The sequence below is a fragment of the Agathobaculum massiliense genome (genome assembly GCF_900291975.1).
GTDB classification, from domain to species: domain Bacteria; phylum Bacillota; class Clostridia; order Oscillospirales; family Butyricicoccaceae; genus Agathobaculum; species Agathobaculum ammoniilyticum.
The window spans coordinates 315660-336109 of sequence record NZ_OMPN01000001.1 but is presented as its reverse complement, the minus strand read 5'-3'; the positions used below and the strand labels follow the sequence as shown (position 1 = coordinate 336109).

General features: G+C 56.3%; 20 protein-coding genes. 9 read left to right on the top strand and 11 right to left on the bottom strand.

All coding sequences use genetic code 11. The features are described from left to right. Positions 1–35: 35 nt before the first annotated feature. From DBQ51_RS01640 to uxaC, 4 genes are read right to left on the bottom strand one after another with little or no spacing between them, the layout of a single operon-like run. Positions 36–1337 carry a TRAP transporter large permease gene (locus DBQ51_RS01640; protein ID WP_054326063.1) on the bottom strand — a complete coding sequence of 434 codons (1302 nt, stop codon included), beginning with the start codon at positions 1335–1337 and terminating at the stop codon, positions 36–38. Positions 1338–1340: 3 nt separating this feature from the next. After that, on the bottom strand, positions 1341–1832 hold the full coding sequence (locus DBQ51_RS01635; RefSeq protein WP_107630581.1) for a TRAP transporter small permease: 492 nt from the start codon (positions 1830–1832) through the stop codon (positions 1341–1343). A gap of 16 nt (positions 1833–1848) precedes the next feature. Beyond that, on the bottom strand, positions 1849–2883 hold the full coding sequence (locus tag DBQ51_RS01630) for a TRAP transporter substrate-binding protein (RefSeq protein WP_107630580.1): 1035 nt from the start codon (positions 2881–2883) through the stop codon (positions 1849–1851). A gap of 44 nt (positions 2884–2927) precedes the next feature. Then, on the bottom strand, positions 2928–4331 hold the full coding sequence (gene uxaC, locus DBQ51_RS01625; RefSeq protein WP_107630579.1) for a glucuronate isomerase: 1404 nt from the start codon (positions 4329–4331) through the stop codon (positions 2928–2930). A 171-nt stretch (positions 4332–4502) separates the two neighbouring features. Here uxaC and DBQ51_RS01620 point away from each other — a divergent pair, with 171 nt between their 5' ends. Together DBQ51_RS01620 and DBQ51_RS01615 are read left to right on the top strand one after the other, a co-directional pair. Then, entirely contained in the window at positions 4503–5360 is an 858-nt protein-coding gene (locus DBQ51_RS01620; RefSeq protein ID WP_242977800.1) for an AraC family transcriptional regulator, read from the top strand. Beyond that, complete coding sequence (locus DBQ51_RS01615; protein WP_107630578.1) at positions 5357–5998, top strand: manganese efflux pump; 642 nt, start codon at positions 5357–5359, stop codon at positions 5996–5998. The genes DBQ51_RS01620 and DBQ51_RS01615 overlap by 4 nt, the downstream gene beginning before the upstream one ends. An 85-nt stretch (positions 5999–6083) precedes the next feature. On the opposite strand, the gene DBQ51_RS01610 is transcribed toward DBQ51_RS01615, so the two are convergent. The 4 genes from DBQ51_RS01610 to DBQ51_RS01595 all read right to left on the bottom strand — a co-directional run bounded on the left by DBQ51_RS01610 (position 6084) and on the right by DBQ51_RS01595 (position 8684). After that, complete coding sequence (locus DBQ51_RS01610) at positions 6084–7415, bottom strand: MATE family efflux transporter (RefSeq protein WP_107630577.1); 1332 nt, start codon at positions 7413–7415, stop codon at positions 6084–6086. Between the two features lie 5 nt (positions 7416–7420). Beyond that, positions 7421–7891 (bottom strand): MarR family winged helix-turn-helix transcriptional regulator, encoded by a 471-nt coding sequence (locus DBQ51_RS01605; protein WP_107630576.1) that lies wholly within the window; start codon positions 7889–7891, stop codon positions 7421–7423. Between the two features lie 163 nt (positions 7892–8054). Next, positions 8055–8381 (bottom strand): PTS lactose/cellobiose transporter subunit IIA, encoded by a 327-nt coding sequence (locus DBQ51_RS01600; protein ID WP_054326057.1) that lies wholly within the window; start codon positions 8379–8381, stop codon positions 8055–8057. Then, on the bottom strand, positions 8382–8684 hold the full coding sequence (locus tag DBQ51_RS01595; protein ID WP_054326056.1) for a PTS sugar transporter subunit IIB: 303 nt from the start codon (positions 8682–8684) through the stop codon (positions 8382–8384). Positions 8685–8768: 84 nt separating this feature from the next. On the opposite strand from DBQ51_RS01595, the gene DBQ51_RS01590 reads away from it, so the two are divergent. The 7 genes from DBQ51_RS01590 to DBQ51_RS16740 all read left to right on the top strand — a co-directional run bounded on the left by DBQ51_RS01590 (position 8769) and on the right by DBQ51_RS16740 (position 17227). Then, positions 8769–9488 (top strand): MurR/RpiR family transcriptional regulator, encoded by a 720-nt coding sequence (locus DBQ51_RS01590; RefSeq protein WP_159068025.1) that lies wholly within the window; start codon positions 8769–8771, stop codon positions 9486–9488. Between the two features lie 211 nt (positions 9489–9699). Next, the gene (locus DBQ51_RS01585; protein WP_054326054.1) at positions 9700–11103 is read left to right on the top strand and encodes a family 4 glycosyl hydrolase; all 1404 of its coding nucleotides are present in this window, start codon (positions 9700–9702) and stop codon (positions 11101–11103) included. Between the two features lie 31 nt (positions 11104–11134). After that, positions 11135–12433, top strand: coding sequence for a PTS sugar transporter subunit IIC (locus DBQ51_RS01580; protein ID WP_107630575.1), 1299 nt, complete (start codon positions 11135–11137; stop codon positions 12431–12433). A 1-nt stretch (position 12434) separates the two neighbouring features. Beyond that, a complete protein-coding gene (locus DBQ51_RS01575) occupies positions 12435–13220 on the top strand; it encodes an HAD family hydrolase (RefSeq protein WP_107630574.1) in 786 nt (261 codons plus the stop codon). Next, entirely contained in the window at positions 13217–13759 is a 543-nt protein-coding gene (locus tag DBQ51_RS01570) for an RDD family protein (protein WP_054326052.1), read from the top strand. Before DBQ51_RS01575 ends, DBQ51_RS01570 begins: the two co-directional genes overlap by 4 nt. Before the next feature lie 126 nt (positions 13760–13885). Further along, entirely contained in the window at positions 13886–15538 is a 1653-nt protein-coding gene (locus DBQ51_RS16745; RefSeq protein WP_186949466.1) for a glutamate--tRNA ligase, read from the top strand. A gap of 30 nt (positions 15539–15568) precedes the next feature. Then, complete coding sequence (locus tag DBQ51_RS16740) at positions 15569–17227, top strand: glutamine--tRNA ligase/YqeY domain fusion protein (RefSeq protein WP_199855209.1); 1659 nt, start codon at positions 15569–15571, stop codon at positions 17225–17227. Positions 17228–17273: 46 nt separating this feature from the next. On the opposite strand, the gene DBQ51_RS01560 is transcribed toward DBQ51_RS16740, so the two are convergent. The 3 genes from DBQ51_RS01560 to DBQ51_RS01550 form a co-directional block, all read right to left on the bottom strand. After that, a complete protein-coding gene (locus tag DBQ51_RS01560; protein WP_107630572.1) occupies positions 17274–17651 on the bottom strand; it encodes a hypothetical protein in 378 nt (125 codons plus the stop codon). Positions 17652–17664: 13 nt separating this feature from the next. Further along, on the bottom strand, positions 17665–18987 hold the full coding sequence (locus tag DBQ51_RS01555; RefSeq protein WP_054326050.1) for a replication-associated recombination protein A: 1323 nt from the start codon (positions 18985–18987) through the stop codon (positions 17665–17667). 161 nt (positions 18988–19148) lie between these two features. Continuing rightward, on the bottom strand, positions 19149–20444 hold the full coding sequence (locus tag DBQ51_RS01550; protein ID WP_107630571.1) for a hypothetical protein: 1296 nt from the start codon (positions 20442–20444) through the stop codon (positions 19149–19151). Between the last annotated feature and the right edge of the window lie 6 nt (positions 20445–20450).

The following is a 20450-nucleotide window of genomic DNA, read 5'->3' as shown; positions in this document are numbered from 1 at the left end:
ACCACGGTTTTCCGCGGTTTTCTGTTTTTTTCCGTTTATAGCAAGCCGGCGGCCATAGGCAGTCCCAAACTGATGAAAGGAACATAAGTGACCAGCAACAGGCCGACCAAAATAGCGACGTAATACCATAGCATATAGGGCATGACGCCGGATAGCGTCGATCGTCCTACCTTGATTGCGACGAAAAGCGTGTTGCCGACTGGCGGAGTGATATTGCCGATGCACAGGTTGTAGACCAAAATCAGGCCGAACTGTACAGGATCCATACCAAAGGTCTTGACAACCGGCAGGAACAGCGGCGTGAAAATCAGGATCGCCGGCGTAACGTCCATGAACGTACCGGCAATGAGCAGGATGACGTTCATGATCAGCAGGATGATGATGGGGTTCTGCGTCAGGCCGAGCAGGGCCTCGGAGATTGCCTGCGGGATCTGGGTGAATGCCATGACCCAGCCGAGAATGTTGGATACGCCGATCAGGAAGACGACCATGCCGCTCATTTTCGCACTGTCCACAACAATGTTCCAGAAGGATTTTAAGGTGATGTTGCGGTAACAGATGCCCAGGATCAGTGCGTAGACGACCGCGATGGCCGAGCCTTCGGTTGCGGTGAAGATGCCGCCGACGATACCGCCGATGACAACAACGATCAGAGAAAGCGAAGGAATGGCGCGTAATGTCGCAACGCCAAGGTTTTTCCAGTCAAATTTTCCTGGGATGCCTTTATAACCTTTTTTGGTAGCGATGATTACGGCAACAACCATACAGCAGAGCGCCCAAATGATGCCGGGGATATAGCCCGCCAGGAACAGAGCGGCTACAGAGGTGCCGCCCGCGGCAAGAGAATAGGTAATCAGTGCGTTGGACGGGGGAATCAAAAGGCCGGACGGGGCGGAAGCGCCGTTCGTGGCGGCGCAGAGCGCCTTGTCGTAGCCCTGCTCCTCTTCGCCTTTTTCCACCATGCTGCCGACCGCAGCGGCCGCCGCGGAAGCGGAACCCGAGATCGCGCCGAACAGCGCGTTGGCGCCGATATTGGTCACGAGCAACGCGCCGGGTAGCTTGCCCAGTATCGCCATAACAAAATCCACCAGGCGTTTAGCGATGCCGCCCTGGTTCATCAGGTTGCCGGCGAGGATAAAGAAAGGAATTGCGGTCAGGCTGAATTTACTCATGCCGACAAAGATACGCTGTGCGCCGGTAACGACCGATACGTCAAGCGAAACGGTCTGCAAAATCGCGACTAGGGACGCGATACCAATGGAATACGAGATCGGTACGCCGACGATTAGCAGTACTGCCAGCACGCCGATGATAATCAGCAAGGATTCAATAGCCATAGTTTATGCTCCCTCCTGTTTTGTTTCTGTGCCGTTTTTGCAGATATCGGCAATATTCAACACGGTATAGATCATGTTCAACACGCCGCAAAGGGGAAGCACGACATAGAATACGCCGACAGCGACGCCGAGCGACGAGGTCATCTGTCCCAAGGCAAGCTGGGAGATCTGCACGCCGCCATAAACCAGAATGATGGCGGAGAAAGCAAAGGCGACCAGCTCGCCGAGAATACCGAGCGTTTTCTGCATGCCCGCGCCCACGCGCTCTACGACGATCGGGATATTCATATGGCCGCGCTCGCCCGTAATTAGGGACGCGCCCAAAAGGCTGGCCCAAGCAAACAGGTAGGAAACCAGCTCCTCAGACCAGGGAGAGGGATCCTGCAGCACATAGCGGGTGAAGACCTGCCAGCAGGTCAGGACGACCATTGCGATAAAGCTTACGCCGGCAAGCACATTGAGCAGTTTGGTGAGTACATTTCTCAGCGCTTTCATTTTTCTGACACCTCCCTCAGGACTCAGTCGACGGGTATTGCTTGTTATAAGCCTGTATTGCGTCATAAATAGGCTTCAGGTCAGGGTATTGCTCGAGCATGGCGTCGTGCATCGGCGCGCAGGCCACCTGGAATGGCGCCGTGTCGGGATAGATGAAATGGACGCCCTGCTCGTTTTCCGCGCGGTCCTTAGCGTTTTCGACCGCGGTTACCCACTCTTCCCGCTGAACTTGGTTGACCAGCTCGAAGCCCTCGTCGAAGACCGCGCGCTCCTCCTCGCTCAGCCCGTCAAGGAATGCGATATTGCCGATCAGGATATCCGGTATCATCTGGTGCATGTCGTAGGAATAATATTTGCACACGTCGCCGTGACCGTTGTCGGTCAGGGCCATTTCGTTATTTTCCGCCCCGTCGATGATCTTGGACTGGAGCGCGGTGTAAACATCGCCGAAGCCCATCGGGGTGGCGGAGCCACCCAGCAGGCTCATCATCTGCACGTTGGTGGGGGATTGCTGCACGCGGATCTTCAGGCCTTTCAGGTCGTCGGGGGTCTCGATCGGCTTATCGACCGTATAGAAGTTGCGTGTACCCGCATCCAGCCAGGTCACGGCCTCAAAGCCCGCCTGTTTGGTGGATTCGAAAATCGGGCCGGTAATGGCTTCGTCGTCCATAGAGGCGTGGTACGCTTCGCTGGAGGCGAACAGGTAAGGTAGGTTGAACAGTGTGTAGTTATCGCTGAAGGTTTCCAGCAAGGAATTGCTGGCCACACAGAAGTTGATGGCGCCCGTCTGGGTCAACTGCACCATTTCGTTCTGCGAGCCGAGCAGCTCGCTGGGGAAAACCTCGACGTCATACTTGTCGCCGAGCTTGCTTTCGATGAACTCCTCAAAAGCAACAAGCGCAAGATGCGTCGGATGGTTGGTGGATTGGTTGTGACCAATTCGGATGATTTCCCGCTGGTCTGCGGCCGAACTGTTACCGCAGCCTGCGAGCGCGCCGAGCATCAGCGTTGCAGACAATGCCAGCGCCGCCGCACGAAATCTTTTTTTCATAAGCGTCTCCCTTTTATTCTTTCAGTTGCCGCAAGATAATGCACTTATTCCAGCCCGATATACTGCCAGATATTATTGAAGCAGATATCCTCAATGATTTTGCCGATACCGTCGTAATCCGCGGGTGCCATGCCGGAGGCAATCCATCCGCCGACCAGCTCGCACAGCACGCGGCGGAAATATTCGTGGCGCGGATAGGAAAGGAACGAACGGCTGTCCGTGAGCATGCCGACAAAGCGGCTGAGCACGCCAATATTGGCTAGGCTCTTGAGTTGGGCGGTCATACCGTCGAAATGATCGTTGAACCACCAGGCGGAACCGAACTGGATTTTGCCCGCCGTGCTTTCGTCCTGGAAGCAGCCCGCTGCGGCAATGAGCTTGTCGTTGTCCGCTGCGTTGAGCGTGTAGAGGATGGTGCGGGGCAGCTTGCCGCGTACCGCCATACGGTCGAGTAGGGCGGCGAGCGAAGCGGCGGGGATGGTATCGCCAATCGAGTCGCAGCCGATATCCACGCCGATCGAGCGGAAGCGCTGCGTGTTCAGATTGCGGATCGCGCCGATATGGAGCTGCATAGCAAAGCCCTTGTCCGCATACAGGCCGCCCAGGAAGTCCATGATAGCCGACTGATAGGCCGCGACCTCGTAATCGAGCAGCTGCTCGCCGGCCAGCGCCTTGGACATGGCCTCCTCCGCCGCGCCTTCATCCCAGACGGTGAAATCGGGCGCGCCGAACGAATGGTCGGATAGGCGGCAGCCGCATGAGGCAAAATACTCTACACGGGCGGCCAGCGCCTGCTTGACGTCGTCAAGCGTGCGGACGTAAATTCCGGACGCGGCGCCCAGCTTCTGCAGATAGGCGGGATAGCCAGCGGAAAGGATATCCAGCGCTTTTTCCGGACGGAAGGTAGGCAGCACCTTGGTTGTAAAGCTGTTGTCCTCCGCCAGCAGACGATGGTAGCGCAGGTCATCAACCGGATCGTCCGTCGTACAAAGGGCGCGTACATTACTTTCAGAGATCAGGGACCGTGCCGCGCCATCCGGACTTTTCAGCTTGCTGTTCGCGCGCTCCCACACCGAATCGGCGGTTTGGCTGCTCAGCAGCTCGTCAATGCCGAAGAAGCGCTTGAGCTCCAGATGGGACCAGTGATAAATGGGGTTCCCAATGAGGCAGGGCATAATCGCAGCGAAGCGGTCGAACTTGTCCCGATAGCTGGCGTTTCCGGTGACGTATTCCTCCGGCACGGCGTTTGCGCGCAGGACACGCCACTTGTAGTGGTCCCCCGCAAGCCAGGCCTCGCCGATATCCGAGAACTGCTTGTTTTCGTAGATCTCTGCCGGGCTGAGGTGGCAGTGATAATCGAAAATCGGCATGCGCTCCGCATGCTCGTGATACAGCCTGCGCGCGGGCTCTGTGGTCAGGAGGAAATCGTCGTGAATGAAACCTTGCATCTGTAAAACCTCTCTTTCTGAATATAATATCGGGGAAATGATTTCTTTTTCCCTCTTTTTGTACTCTTATTATACCGTTTTGCAAAAGTCGATTCTCGGGATATCCTGCTTGAAATATGGTGAATATTGCTATATAATATAAACACATACAAAAGAGGGGAGGAGAAATTGTTGGATTTGCATAAAGATATTTTTACTCAAAGACAAACGATGGAGCGGACGGATTTTGAATGCTATCACTATCTGGACGTTGTTCCTCCCGAGGTGGATTTCCATGAGCATGCGTTCTATGAGATTTTCTTTTTCCTGTCCGGCGAGGTGTCCTACAGCATCGAAGGCCGCACCTATCAGCTGCGGCCGGGGGATATCCTGCTCACGGATAATCGGGATATTCACAAGCCGGACATTCGAAAAGGCAGGCCGTATGAACGCTTTGTGATCTGGATTCATCCGGATTTCCTGGCGCAGACTGCGGGGAAAGGCGCGGACCTGACCGCTTGCTTTACGGATGCGAGCCAGAAAAAGTACAAGCTGATCCGGCCGGAGAGCAATGTGCTTTCGCGGCTGAAAGGGATCTGCGAAAAAATGCTGCACAGTCGGGACGAGGAGGAGTTCGGAAGCGGCACGCTTTCGGCAATCTACCTGCTGGAATTTCTGGTTTACCTCAATCGCGCCTATTTTGCCACGCCGGACGCTATTCGAAAGGATGTCACGGAAAATGAAAAAATAAACGAGGTTGTGGCCTATATTAACGATTATTTTTCGGATAATTTGACACTTGACCGTTTGGCGGACGTGTTTTTTATCAGCAAATCCTATCTGGCGCATCAATTTAAGCTCTATACGGGGCTGACGCTCTATCAATTCATTATAAAGAAGCGCCTGACGGTTGCGCGCAACATGCTGTGCGAGGGGGTGCCGGTCATGACCGCCTGCATGCAGTGCGGGTTTAACGATTACTCCAATTTTATCAAGGCGTTCAAACGGGAATTTGGGCGCAATCCTAAGGAGTTTATCCGGAAAAAGTGAGGAAGGAACCGATCGGTTCGTTCCGCAATAAAATGCCTTACGGAAGCGTATTGCGTTTTTCGGGAAAGGGTGTTTTTGTGCGGATACAGATGCTTTCGGTTTTGGCTTTTTCCGCAGCGGCAAGCGCGGACAGCCTGGTCGTGGGGTTATCCTATGGGTTGCGGAAAATAAAGGTCGACTGGAAATCCAATCTTGTGGTGGCTCTGCTGTCACTCGCGGGGACAGTCTGCTCCATGATTTTAGGGCGGATGCTCCTGCCGGTGCTGCCTGACCGGTTTGAAAATGTATTGGGTGGCGGTATTATCATGGGCATCGGACTGTTCAGCCTACTGCGGCCCTGGTTTTCCCAAAAGGGAAAGGATGGCAGGGAGCGTGTTCCGCGTGCATTGACGCTGAAAAGCACCCTGCTTTTGGGCGCGGCGCTGGCGGTAAACAACATTGGGCTTGGCGTGGGCGCCAGCATTACCGGCATGCGGCTCGTTCCAACGGCGGCCTGCGCCTTTTTATGCAGCCTGCTGTTCTTTTTCGGCGGGAATTGGATCGGCGGCCTGCGGGAAGGCGGCATAATCGGATGGTTAGCCGAACCCGTGGCTAATCTGCTGATGGTCGGGCTGGGGATATTTGAAATTCTGGTGTGAACGGACATATGGGCGCATATTACCATGAAGAAGCAGAACAGAGGGGACTTTCGTCCCCTCTGTTCTGCTGTATGGAAATGCTGCCTTACAGGTAATGGTATTTGTGCCGCTGCATCATGAAAAAGCACACGGCAATGCAGGCGCCGAGCGCCTCAGCGGCGATGACCGAGGTCCATACGCCGTCCAGGCCGAGCCAGATCGGCATGAGAAGAACCAGGCCGCCGCGCAGCACCAGGGAGCGCATGAACGAGATAAATGCGGAAATGATGCCGTTGGAGAGCGCGGTAAAAAACGCGGAGGCGTAGATGTTGATGCCGCAGAAAAAGTAACAGAGTGCAAACAAGCGGAAGCCATGTACCGTCATATCAAGCAGGTCGGCGTCGTACCCCACAAAGGCAAAGGACAGGGGGCGGCTGAGCAGTTCGGAAATCAGCACCATGACGACCGAGGTGACCGCGATGATGGTGATGCTTTTGCGGAAAACATTTTTCAGCTCGCTGTGGTTGGCAGCGCCGTAATGATAGCTGACGATTGGCGCGCTGCCGACCGAAAAGCCGAGGAACGCAGCAATAAAGACGAAATCCACATACATCATGACCGAATGCGCCGCTACGCCCGCCTCGCCGATGATCCGCATGAGCTGGATATTGAACAGGATACCCACGATGGAGGCGGAGATATTGCTCATCAGCTCGGAGGAGCCGTTGGTGCAGGTGTGTAGGAACTCCTTGGGATAAAACTGCGTTTTGGACAGACACAGACGGTCGGGAGACACACGGAAAAAGTAGACCAGCGGGATCAGACCGCCGACACAGTATCCTGCCACCGTGGCCAGCGCCGCGCCTACAACGCCCATCTGAAAAACGGCGATAAACACATAGTCGAGCACCATGTTGGTCAGGCCGGCCGAGATGGACAGCACAAGCCCCATGTGCGGCTTTTCCGCAACGACCAAAAAGCTTTGGAACGAAACCTGCAGCATAAACGCTGCACTGCCGAGCATCATGATGCGGCCGTATGCAATACAATCGTCCATCAGCAGGTCGCTGGCGCCGGACAGCCGCGCGATCGGCTCAATAAAAATCGCGCAGGCGACGGACAGGATTACGCCTAAGATGATTACGCTGTAAATAATCATGGAGAAATAGCGGTTGGCCAGCTCATGGTCGCCCTCGCCCAGCGTGCGCGCGACGATCGCGCTGCCGCCCGTGCCGAGCATGAATCCGGCCGCGCCGATGATCATGGTGGCGGGGAAAATAATATTGACCGCTGAAAGCGCCAGATCCCCTACAAGATTGGAGACAAAGAGCCCGTCGACCACGCTATAAATGGAAGCGACGATCATCATGACGATGGATGGAAGGGTGAAGCGCAGCAGCTTTCGGTAACTGAAGTGATCGGAAAGTCTGATTTGCATAAAAGTTATCCTCCAAAAGATTTTCCGGATAAAAGCCTGCATGCCTCCTCGCGCAGCAGGTTCAGGTGTTTTTGCCCAAGGGAAAGGATCGCGGCGCGCTCTGATGCCGAAAGACGAAGAAAAGCCCGTTCCTCCATCTTGAACACATTATCGACCGTGCGCATGGCAAGCGCAAGACCGGCTTCGGTCAAGTGGATATTTTTGCTCCGGCGGTTGCCGGACGCACATTCCAGACGGATATAACCATCCGCTTCCAGAGATTTGAGCGCGGAGTTGACGGTCTGCTTGCTGAGATAGAGGGTATTACATAACTCGGTCTGGGTAAGGGGGCGGCCCTCTTCCCGCAGCACATAAAGGATCCAGCACTCACTGTCGGAAATACCGTAATGCTTGGAAAGCAGACGGTAAAGCTGGTTGCTTTCCTTTTGCAGGCCATTATAGATTCGGCTGAATTCCGGATAAGAAATCGAGTCCATAGGGCAAGCTCCTTTCATGTCCGAAACCGGACTGTTTGTTATTATAGTCCGATTTCGGATAATTGTCAAGGAAATTTTTCAAGTTTTTGCAGGCGAAAATAAAAAGCAGCCTTTCCGCACTTGTTTGTGTGGAAAGGCTGCTTTTCTGTTTAACGGGTGGGCCTTATTTCTGCAGGCGCCGGTACAGTTCGATCAACTGCTCGGCAAGGATGCGAGTGGATTCCGCCATGGCAAGTTGATCCTCTGCGTGGACCAGCGTCAGACGGGTCAGCAGGCCGTTTTCGCTGTTGACCTCTTCCTGGATCAGATCAAAATGGGCGTTGTGCGCCTGCAGGTATTCTTCGTTTCCCCGTTCGACAGCGGCCTCAGCCTGGGGGAAATCGCCGCTTTTTGCGTACTCAACCGCTTCGAGGAAATCGCTTTTCGCCGCGCCGCTGAATGAGATGAGCTGGAAACAGGCCTGCTCAAGCTGCTCCTGTGTAATTGCCATTTACTTGTCTCCCATGTGCTTTTTGATATCGTTATAAACTTTTTTGCCGTCCATCGTGCCGTAAGCCATCATATCGATGACCTCGACCGGCTTGCCCTCCGCCATTTCCTCGATGCGGCTCTTGAGATAGCGGACCTGCGGCCCGAGCAGGATGATGTCGGCCTTGCCGACATGCTCGCGCGCCTTGATTTCGCTGGCGGCCCATACGGTCATTTCGCAGCCGTCCTCCTTGGCAGCGGCCGCAATCCGGTCGCATAGCATGCCGGTCGACATGCCCTGCGAGCAAAGCAGTAATACGTTCATAAATGAAAAGCCTCCTCTGTTATTTTTCGACACAATATGTTATACTGATAAGAACAGCAGAATAATGAAATGGGGGTGCTGTTGGTGAATTTGATCGATCTGTCCAAACGGCATTTGCTCAACGAAACTGAGCATAGGGTGCTGGAGCAGATACTTGACGCGGTGGAACATGATACGAAAATCAATATCCGTTCGGTCGCGCAGCAGTCCTATGTGTCCACGACCACGGTTATCAAGCTTTCCAAAAAGCTGGGATACCAAGGCTACAGCGATATGATCTATTCGCTCCGCCGTCATGCGGAGGAGGAGCGGAATGCCGCGGCCGGAATCGACCTGACAAGCATTTTGGAAACCGTGGATGAAGCGCGCATTGAAGCCTTTGCAAATGAGATTCTGCGGTGTCGGGACAACTGCATTTTTATCGTGGGGCTTGGCTTTTCAACGATCGCCTCGTCATACTTTATGCGTCGGCTGGCGACACTGGGCATTCTTGCGTACGACGGCGCGCCGGTTGATATGATGCGGGGCGGAGACCAGCCCAGCCTGACGCTGATTCTGTCCAAGAGCGGGGAAACGCGCGACCTGGTGGACGTAGCCCTGCATGCGCAGACCTTGCGGCACAAGCTGTATACCATCACGGCACATGGGGATTCCACGCTGGGACGCATGAGCGACAACTGCCTGGTGATACGGACCGGAGGATCGGTAGCGTATAACGTTCCTGATTTCTTTATCGGGCGGACGATCATCCTGTTCGAATATATCCTGTCCCGTCTGGTGGATCGGCTGCAGCAGGAAAGCTGACCGATATGACTGCTATTTCTATTTTAACAGGCGGGAACGCGGGCTGCAACCGCGGCGGAAAAATCGGAAACATGTTTTTTATACAGTTGACAAATTTTTTATTCATTTGAAATACTTGAAAAAAAGCCCGTATTCTTTATGCTTAAAGACATGAAAGGAATACGGGCTTTTTGTGCCCTAATATAAGGATATAAAAGGAGGAGTGGCTGTCATGAAGCAATTTTCGATTGTGATCGCAGGCGGCGGCAGCACCTATACGCCGGATATGCTGGAGATGCTTTGTCTGGTGCGGGAGCATTTTCCGCTTCGCCGGGTCGTGCTGTATGACAACGACGCGGAAAGGCAGGAGCATATCGGCCGTTTTGGCGAAATACTTTACCGCGAATACTATCCGGAGGCTGAATTCGTCTATACAACAGATGAGGAAACCGCGTTTACGGATATTGACTTTGCGCTTGTGCAGATTCGGCCGGGCGGCTTGAAAATGCGCGAAATGGATGAGAAAATCCCGCTGAAATACGGCGTGATCGGCCAGGAGACCTGCGGCCCCGGCGGTTTTGCCTACGGGATGCGTTCGGTCCCTGCGATGATCGAGCTGGTGCGTGCGATCCGCCGCTGGTCGCCGGAGGCATGGATCCTCAATTACTCCAATCCGGCCGCTATTGTCGCGGAGGCGACCAAGCGCGTTTTTCCGGATGATTTCCGCCTGATCAACATTTGCGATATGCCGATCTCGATCATGGATATTTTTTGTCCGCTGGCCGGCGGGCGCAAGCGGACCGATGTGGAACCGCGTTATTATGGGCTTAACCATTTCGGCTGGTTTACCGCTATGTATGATAAAAAAACGGGCGAGGATGTACTGCCGGAGATACTGGAAAAGCTCAAGCGCGGCAACTGCGACGATGAGCTTGGCTTTTCCGGCAAAAACGACGCCTACTGGAATTTCACGTTCAAGCATCTGGAAAAAATGGTGCAGGATTTTCCGCACTCCCTGCCGAATACCTATCTGCAATACTATTTGTACCCGCAGACCATGGTTTCGCATACCGATCCCAATTATACCCGTGCGAACACCGTTATTGACGGGCGGGAAAAGCGCGTAAAGGCGTACTGTGACGAGATTATGTCCCTGGGGAAGATACGCGGTACAAAATTTGACCTGGATCGGAAATACAGCGCGGGTTCGCATAAAAATGCAGACGGCGAATTTGAATCCGCGACGATCGCGCACAATGACGCGCATGCGACCTACATTGTGGAACTGGCAATGAGCATTGCCTATAACCAAAACGAAGTATTCCTGCTGATGGTTGAGAACAACGGCATTGTCCCCAACCTGTCGGATGGGATGATGTTGGAGGTCGCCTGCCGCGTGGGGGCGCGGGGCGGCGAGCCGCTGCGGATACAGCCTGCGGGGACTTTCGAAAAGGGCCTGCTGGAAGGGCAGTACGCCTATGAAAAGCTGACGGTGGACGCGGCGCTCGAAGGCTCTTACCAAAAGGCGCTACAGGCGCTTGTCGTCAACCGCACGGTGGTAGATACCGACTTGGCGCGCAGGATTTTGGACGAATATATCGCGGTCAACGGGGAGCATTTCCCTGTTTTGAAATAGATATAAACCAGAAAACCGAGGGGGAACAAAAATGAGTAAAATGACGGGATTTATGGAGACGCATCTGATGCCGCTGTCGCAGAAGCTCTCCAGCAATAAGTATCTGGTCGCGCTGCGCGACGGCCTGATGCTTTCCATGCCGCTGTTGATTATTGGATCGATCGCCGTTGTCATCGGCGACTTCCCAGTGCAGGCTTTCCATGATTTCATGGCCTCTATCGTGGGTGACGTATGGTATTCCTGGTGCTGGGATATGGTCAATCCGGCGACGATGGGCCTGGTAGCCCTGTTTGCGGTGGTCGGCGTATCGCACAGCCTCGCGTCGGAGGAGGAGGTCGAGCCGCTGCCCGCAGTCGCTATCTCGATCTCGGCCTACTTCCTGCTGCTGCAGCAAATGGAGGAGGGCGGCTATGCCGCGTCGAGCTTTGAATCGGGCGGGCTGTTTACCGCCATGCTCACCGCGTTGCTGGCGACCAAGCTGTATGCGGTGCTGCTGAAAAAGAATGTGAAAATTAAGATGCCCTCCACGGTGCCGAGCTTTGTGTCCCGGCAGTTTGAGGCGCTTATTCCGGCAACGGTGATCGTTGTCCTGTTCCTGTTTATCCGCCTGGTCTTTGCAGCGACACCGTTCGGCACTGTGACGAACTTCATCGTGACCATGATCCAGATGCCGCTGACCGATATCGGTACGACGCTGATTGGCACGCTGTTTATCACCATACTGAACTCTATCCTGTGGTTTTTCGGCATCCATGGCACGGCGGTCATCGACTCGTTCATGGGACCGCTGTGGTATGCGGCGCGTTTTGCCAACTTTGATATGTTTCAGGCTTCTGTTACTGCGGCGCGCCAGTATATCGTGACGCAGGATTTCGCCAACCACATCATCTTCCTAGGCGGCACGGGCAACACGGTGTCGCTGGCGGCGATCATGGCGTTCAAATGCCGCTCCAAGCGCATCAAGTCGTTGGGCAAGCTCAGCTTGCTGCCGGGCATCTTTAACGTCAACGAGCCGGTTATCTTTGGTCTGCCGATGGTACTCAACCCGATGATGGCCCTCCCGTTTTTCATTGTGCCGCCTGTCACTGTGCTGATTTCCTTCTGCGCCATGTATTTCGGCCTGGTGCCGTATCCGACGGGCGTGACCGTGCCGTGGACGCTGCCCGCGCCGTTCGGAGGCTGGATGATGTGCAACGACTGGCGCGGCGGCGTGCTGCAGTTGGTGGTGCTGCTGATCGGCGGTCTGATCTATTACCCGTTCATTACGGCGCTGGATAAGCAGTATCTGAAGGAAGAACAGGCTGCGCCGGCCGAAGAGATCGGGGGATAAGATGCACGCGGTGCTGTTTGCCAGCGATTTTGACGGTACTCTGTCCCATGGACAGGAGATCGACGCGCAGACCTTGGCTGCGGTCAGCCGGTTCCGTCAAAAAGGCGGACGCTTCGGCGTATGTAGCGGGCGGGACCCGGGAACCCTGAAAGACGAGCTTTCCCAGCATGGGTTGGCCTGTGATTTCCTCATCCTGATGAACGGCGCGCGGATAGAGGCGGGCGCGGACTGCCTGCAAGAAAAGCTGCTTTCCGGCTGGGAGAAAGCTTTGCCTCTGCTGCGGGCGCGGTGTCTGTTCTTCACGATGCTCGGCAGGGAAGAAGCGTATATGTTCCGCAGCGGCAAAGTGCGCACCGCAGAGGTGTCCGCAGGGGAGCAGGCTTACATAGATGCGATCGGGCGGATGTACGCCATGCGCCGGTGTGCGGAGGAGCTGGCGGCGGTCTATCAGATTAGCTGCCGCACACAGGACGGCCGCGTAGCGGTCGCGCTGGCGGATGAGCTACACAGGTTCGGCCTGTCCGCCTGGCCGAACTGCGAATATGTGGATGTGGTGCCGAAGGGCGTAGGCAAAGCGCCGGCTGTTGCGGCGGTTGCCGCGCATTTCGGGGTTGCGTCCGGGCGGGTTTATACAGCGGGGGATGGACGGAACGATATGGAGATGCTGTCCCGCTTCCGCGGCTTTGCCATGTCCCGCGCGGAGGAATGCGTCCGGCGGGCTGCCTCATGGACGGTGAAAACAGTAGGGGAAGCGCTGGAACAGGTTTGCGGGGAGGCGTTTGCATGAAAACCAATGCAGTCGGGCCGTTTCGGCGGCTGGCCGCTTACGCGGTGGACTGGTATCTGGCGACGATGGCATGCGGCGCGCCGCTCCTGCTCGTCAATTCCATGCGTACCGGCTCCACAGCAATCGACACCTCTATCCCAGACGGCGCTGCCGGCTGGCTTTGGGGAACGGTCGCGCTCCTGCTGGGCATGTTGTATTATTGGCTGATCCCGCTCCTCTGGGATGGACGGACGCCGGGAAAACGGCTGTTCCGCCTGCGCATTGTTCGCGCAGAGGGTGCGGGTAGAGTGGGGGCGGGCGCGCTCGCCCTGCGGCAGATCGTCGGAATTTTGCTGGTGGAGGGCGCGATCGCGTTCCCCAGTCAACTGCTGCGGGAACTGATCGCCCGCGCGGCGGGCGACAGCGCCGCGAACGCGTTGCGGATCGTGATGGTGGCGGTGACGATCGTTTCGATCATGCTGGGCATGTATACGCCGAGCAGGCGTATGCTGCATGACCGGCTTTCCGGCACCAGCGAAATCTTCGAGGAAAAAAAATAAGGAAAAGCAGCCGGCATGTTCCGGCTGCTTTTTATATGGTTTTTGCATTGCATGAGAACGTCCGGTGTGATAAAATAATCATAATCTGGGCAATTATACCCTTGCAGGAATATTGGAGTGAATATCATGGACTATCATCTGTTGGCGGAACGTCTGTTTCCGCATATCCATACCACGCCGGAGGAGATCGAGGCGCGCTACCCGAAGCGCCAGCTTCCGGAGGGCGCGAAGGTGACCCGCATGGGGCCAAGCCCCACGGGCTTCATGCACCTGGGCAACCTGTACGGCGCGCTGGTGGACGAGCGTCTGGCGCATCAGTCGGGCGGCGTGTTCTACCTGCGTATTGAGGATACGGACAAAAAGCGCGAGGTAGAGGGCGGCGTGCAGACCATCATCGAGGCGTTCTCCTCGTTTGGCCTGCCGTTCGACGAGGGCGCGTCGCTCGATGGCGACAACGGTGTTTACGGCCCCTACCGCCAGTCCCAGCGCGCGGAGATATACCAGACCTTTGTCAAGTCGCTCGTGCAGCGCGGCATGGCCTATCCGTGCTTCTGCACCGAGGAGGAGCTGGCCGCGGCGCACGCCGCACAGGAAGCGAACAAGGAGAACTTCGGCTACTACGGCAAATATGCCGTGTGGCGCGACCGGCCGATGGAGGAGATCGAGGCCGAACTGAACAAGGGTACGCCCTATGTGGTGCGTTTCCGTTCGGAGGGCAGCATTGAAAACAAGGTTCGTCATGAGGATCTGGTCAAGGGTAAGATGGAGGTCACGGAGAATGATCAGGACGTGGTCATCCTCAAGTCGGACGGTATCCCGACCTATCATTTCGCGCATGTGGTGGATGACCACCTGATGGGTACGACGGTCGTTGTGCGCGGCGAGGAGTGGCTCGCAACCCTGCCAGTACACCTGCAGTTGTTTCGTGCTATGGGCTGGAAAGCGCCCAAGTACGCGCACACCGCACAGTTGATGAAGATCGATCCGGAGACTGGCGGAAAGCGCAAGCTGTCGAAGCGCAAGGACCCAGAGCTCGCGCTCACGTTCTACGCGCAGGAGGGGTATCCGGTACCTGCGGTGCTGGAATACCTGATGACGCTTTTAAATTCCAACTTTGAGGAGTGGCGGCGCGCCAATCCGGACGCGCCGATGAACGACTTCCCGTTCTCGACCAAGAAGATGAGCGGTTCGGGCGCGCTGTTCGATATCGAAAAACTGCGCGACGTGTCCAAAAACGTTATCTCCCGCATGGATGCGGATACCGTATACAGCTATATCGCGGACTGGAGCGCGGCAAACGATCCCGCGTTCCACGCACTGCTCACGCGCGATCCGGCGCGCTCCAAGGCGTACCTCGCGATCGGCCGCGGCGGCAAAAAGCCGCGCAAGGACCTGGCGCTTTGGTCGGATGCCAAGGGCTATATGGACTTTATGTTTGACGAGCTGTTCCGGCCGGACTACACTATGCCCGAGCGCGTGCCTGCGGAGGATGCCAGGATCATCCTGACTGACTTCGCGGCCGTGTTTGACGAAGACGACACGCCGGACAGCTTTTTTGAAAAAATGAAGCAGATCGCGTCCCAGCACGGTTATGCAACGGACACCAAAGCGTATAAGGCCGACCCGTCCGCCTACAAGGGCGCGGTGGGCGACGTGTCCATGGTGGTGCGCGTGGCGGTCGCCGGACGGCAGAACGCGCCCGACCTACAGACGGTCATGAGCATTATGGGGCGCGAAAAGGTACTCGAGCGCCTGAAAAAATGTGCGGATGTGCTTTGATCCGCTTTTGGGGGAATTAATAACGCTATGATGGAAAACGTAAGTAACTTTCTGACCGAGATCATTGACGCAGACCTGGAGGCGGGGCTGAACGAGCAGATCCATACCCGCTTCCCACCCGAGCCGAACGGCTATCTGCATATCGGTTCAGCCAAGGCGATCTTTATTAACTGGTCGATCTCGAAAAAGTATAACGGAAAATTCAACCTCCGTTATGACGACACCAATCCGGTTAAGGAGGACACAGAGTATGTGGACTCCATCTGGGAGGATATCAAATGGCTGACCGGCGAGGAACCCACGGGCGGTGTGTTCTATGGATCGGATTATTTTGAAACCTGCTACGACTGCGCGGTGGCGCTCATCAAGGCTGGCAAGGCTTATGTGGACGACCTGACGCAGGAGGAGATGCGCAGCTACCGCGGCTCGCTGACCGTGCAGGGCAAGCCCAGCCCCTACCGCGACCGTCCGGTGGAGGAGAACCTGCAGCTGTTCGCGGATATGCGCGCGGGCAAGTTTGCGGATGGTTCCAAAACGCTGCGCGCCAAAATCGATATGGCCAGCCCGAACATGAACCTGCGCGATCCGGCGATTTACCGTATCGTGCGGGCGCACCACCACCGTCAGGGGGATAAGTGGTGTATCTATCCGCTGTATGACTTTGCCCACCCGATTCAGGATGCGATCGAGGGTATCACGCATTCGCTCTGCTCGATCGAGTTTGAAAACCACCGCCCGCTGTACGAGTGGGTCGTGGACAACTGCCCGCTGCCGCATCATCCCAAGCAGCGCGAGTTCGCCCGTCTGAACATGACGCATACGGTCATGAGCAAGCGTTACCTGCGCCAGCTCGTGTTCGAGCACCATGTGGAGGGCTGGGACGACCCGCGTATGCCCACACTGTGCGCGCTACGCCGCCGCGGCTACACGCCGAGCGCCATCCTGGATTTCGTCCAGCGCGCGGGCGTGGCCAAGGCGGATTCGTTGGTGGATATCAAGCTGCTTGAGCACTGTATCCGTGAGGAGCTGAACGACACCGCGCTGCGCCGCATGGCGGTCACCGAGCCGGTCAAGCTGGTTATTACCAACTATCCGGCGAACCAGTGCGAGGAATTTGAGGTGCCGAACAACCCGCGCGACGAGGCCGCTGGTACACGCAAGGCGCCGTTCACGCACGAGTTGTATATCGAAAAGAGCGACTTTGCCGAGGTGCCGCCCCCGAAGTTCCAGCGCTTAAAGCCGGACGGCGAGGTGCGCCTGATGGGCGCGTATATTGTGAGATGCAACGAGGTTATCAAGGACGGGAACGGCGAGATCGTCGAGATCCGCTGCACCGCCGACCTTGAGACAGGGAACGGGATGCCCGCGGACGGCCGCAAGGTCAAGGGTACGATCCATTGGGTGTCGGCCGCGCATGCGGTCGATGCGGACCTGTACCTGTACGATAACCTGCTGACGATTGAGAACGCGAACGATTTGCCTGAGGGGAAAGACTATTTGGATTACCTCAATCCGGACTCCCTCAAAAAGCTGACCGGCTGCAAACTCGAGCCCGCTCTCGCGGACGCGAAAGAGGGCGAGCGCTTTCAGTTCGTCCGTATGGGCTATTATGTCAAGGATCGGGAGTCAGGGCGGTTTAACCGCATTGTCACTCTCAAGGACAGCTTCGCCAAGACGCTGCAAAAGTAAAAAACAAGCAGGCGGCGGGAATTTCCCGCCGCCTGCTTGTTGTGATTCAGACCTGCTGCCATTCCTCGGCTTCAGTATGCTTTTGATAGACAGGATAATAGCTGTGGCCGCCGCCGTAGGTGAAAATTCTATCGCATTCTGCGGGCAGGGCAATGGTAAAAGTATCCCGTGCTCCATTTGGATTGTTCAGACCATAGGTAGAGTAAAAGGTCAGATACAGCCCGTCGTCACGCGTATCAATGCGGCAGTCGCGTACATAGCCCACACTGGAAACCACCGATACGCGGACGGTTGCCGTGCCGTCGGGCGACACGGTAAATTCTGTCGGGATTGCGCTGGAAAGCGGGTAGCTGGTAGAGGGGAGCGCGACGCAGAGCAGCGTCGCAGCCAGCAGGAAAACACAGGGGAACAGGCGTTTTCTCATTAGGGGGCTCCTTTCATTTCGCGCGGTGCTGTCGCTTCCATTCCTTGATTTGTTCCAGACGGGCCTTGTATTTGGCTTCCAGTCCCTGTTCGGTCGGGCGGTAGTATTCCCGCCCTGCAAGAGAGTCCGGCAGGCATTGCATATTGGTCAGCTTATCGGCGGCGTCATGGGCGTATTGGTAGCCTTTGCCGTAATCCAGCTCTTTCATCAGGCGGGTGGGCGCGTTGCGGATGACCAACGGAACTGGTTCGCTGAGCTGGGTAAGCGCGTCCTTTTTCGCGCTTTCATAGGCCATATACAATGCGTTTGACTTGGGCGCGAGCGACAGATACACCACCGCATGCGTCAGATGGACCGAGCATTCCGGCATGCCGATAAAATGGCACGCCTGATAAGCCGCGACCGCGACCTCGAGTGCGCGGGAATCCGCTAGGCCGATATCCTCACTGGCAAAGCGGGTCACGCGGCGCGCGATATAGAGCGGGTCCTCGCCCGCTTCGAGCATGCGCGCAAGCCAGTAGACCGCCGCGTCCGGATCGGAGTTGCGCATGGACTTATGCAGCGCGGAGATCAGGTTATAATGCTCCTCGCCGGTTTTGTCGTACAGCAACGATTTTTTGGAAATGCACTGCGCAAGCGTTTCGGGCGTTACCGTGACCGTGCCGTCCGCCTCGTCGCCGTTCAGCACAACCATTTCGAGTGTGGAAAGCGCGCTGCGCGCGTCGCCGTTGGCAAAATTCGCGATCGCCTCCAGCATATCGGGCGCAATGTGGATTTTCTGTCCGCCAAAGCCGCGCGGGTCAGTGAGCGCGCGGGAGAGCAGGGAAGTAAGATCGTCCGTACCCAACGCCTGCAAAACGAACACCTTGCAGCGGGATAAAAGCGCGCCGTTGACCTCAAAGGAGGGGTTTTCGGTCGTCGCCCCGATCAGGATGATGCTGCCTTTTTCGACAAAGGGCAGGAACGCATCCTGCTGTGCTTTGTTGAAGCGGTGTATCTCGTCCACGAATACGATCGTACGCTCTCCAAAACGGCGATTGTCTTCCGCCTGCTGCATGACCTGCTTGATTTCCTTGATGCCGCTGGTGACTGCGGAAAAGTCGATGAACGACGCTCGAGTATGGTTCGCGATGATGCGCGCGAGCGTGGTTTTGCCCACGCCGGGCGGCCCCCAGAAGATCATCGAGCTGATGCGGTCGCTTTCAATCAGGCGGCGCAGCACCTTGCCCGGCCCAAGCAGGTGGGATTGCCCAGCGAATTCGGAGAGCTCCTGCGGCCGCAGCCGCGCCGCGAGCGGACGGGTATCGTCCCCGCCGAAAAGTGTCTGCTGCTCCATAGCGCGTCTCCTTTCCGTTTGGTGATGATTCTGTGGTACTGCCGATGCCTGGCGTGCAGCGGTGCCGGACGTTCTGTGGCTATTATACCACCGAACAAATGTTCCTGCAAGGAGGACGTAAAAAATCCCCTCTGAAAAGAGGGGATTTTTTTACAACAGGCTTACTGCAGGGGAACGGTCACTCCGTCAAAATTGAGGGAAGCGATGCTTGCAGGGTCGATCGGCTCGTCAAACAGCCATTGGTCGATCGCGTGGCCGGCTCCACTGCTGCCATTCCAATCGTCAATGCACCAGCCGCTTTCAATACAATTATTCGTCAGATAGAGCTTTTTGCCGTCCTTGGTCATGGCAAAGGTTGGACGATACCCTAAAATCGTACCTTGGCTGGAGGAGAGCGCGTAGAAGCCGATTTCAGAGACGCGAATCTCCTTCACCAAAGCGCCGCCTACCTGAACGTTGGGATAGTAGGTGATCTCTTCAACCGGCCGGATGGTGATATCCGTGGACCATTCGCCGGTGACCGCGGGCAGGACAAGCAATGTGCCAGCTAAATCGTCAAAGGTAACGTCGCCCAAATCCGAGGGAGACACGCTGAAAGACATATCCTGATACCAGATCCCGTTTTCCTCAAACATACTGTTGCCAAGCTCCTGGTTGTAGACGGCATCGTCTTTCCCCCCTGAAATGCTGCGCGCGGTCGTGATCAGATAGCTGTCTTCCCTGTTCGCAGCGTTGAGGAAAGCCAACTGCAAATGGAGTCGTCCATCGTTGGCAAAGCCGAAAGAGGACAAACGAACAGAATCGGTATGCTCCAGCGCGACAGGCGTTTGCTCAGGGACCAGGACGACCGAACCGTCAGGGGCGGTGGTGCTGGCCAACGTCTGCGCCGTTACCAGCTCGATCGGAACCGAAACGTCGGAAATCTTCTGCCGGGGCTGGAACCGATCAAAGCAAATAGAGACAGGGACGTTTTCCGTAACGCCATAGCCGGTGCTGGAAAATTCGATCAATGCGGTGTGGGTTTCTTCATCATACGAGATGACCTGCGGCAGACTGAACTGCGATATGCCCAAAGTGGGGACATCGGCGACATACCCGTCAATATCCATATCCGCGCGCAACCGGTCGCCCGTCTTGTCCTGCACCTCGGCCCAGATGCGGACATAGGTGCTGCTGGAGAGTGCGGACACCGGCCGCACCTCGATGCCGTCGTATTCCATAGCGATGCCGGTAAGGCTTTGGCTTTGTCCGGCGAAGCTGCCAAGCGCGTTCTGTAGCGCTGTGCGGAGCGCAGGGACAGCGGCGGCGAACGCCGAGAAGGTCAGCAGCACCGCCAGAACAGCGGCCACCAGGATGCGGCCGGTCGTCCAACACAGGGCCTTTCCGCGGCGTGGCCGGACGCCGCGCAGGATTTGGGCGCGCCGTTCGGGTGAAAGTGTGATATTTGCCATGGTCATATCGAG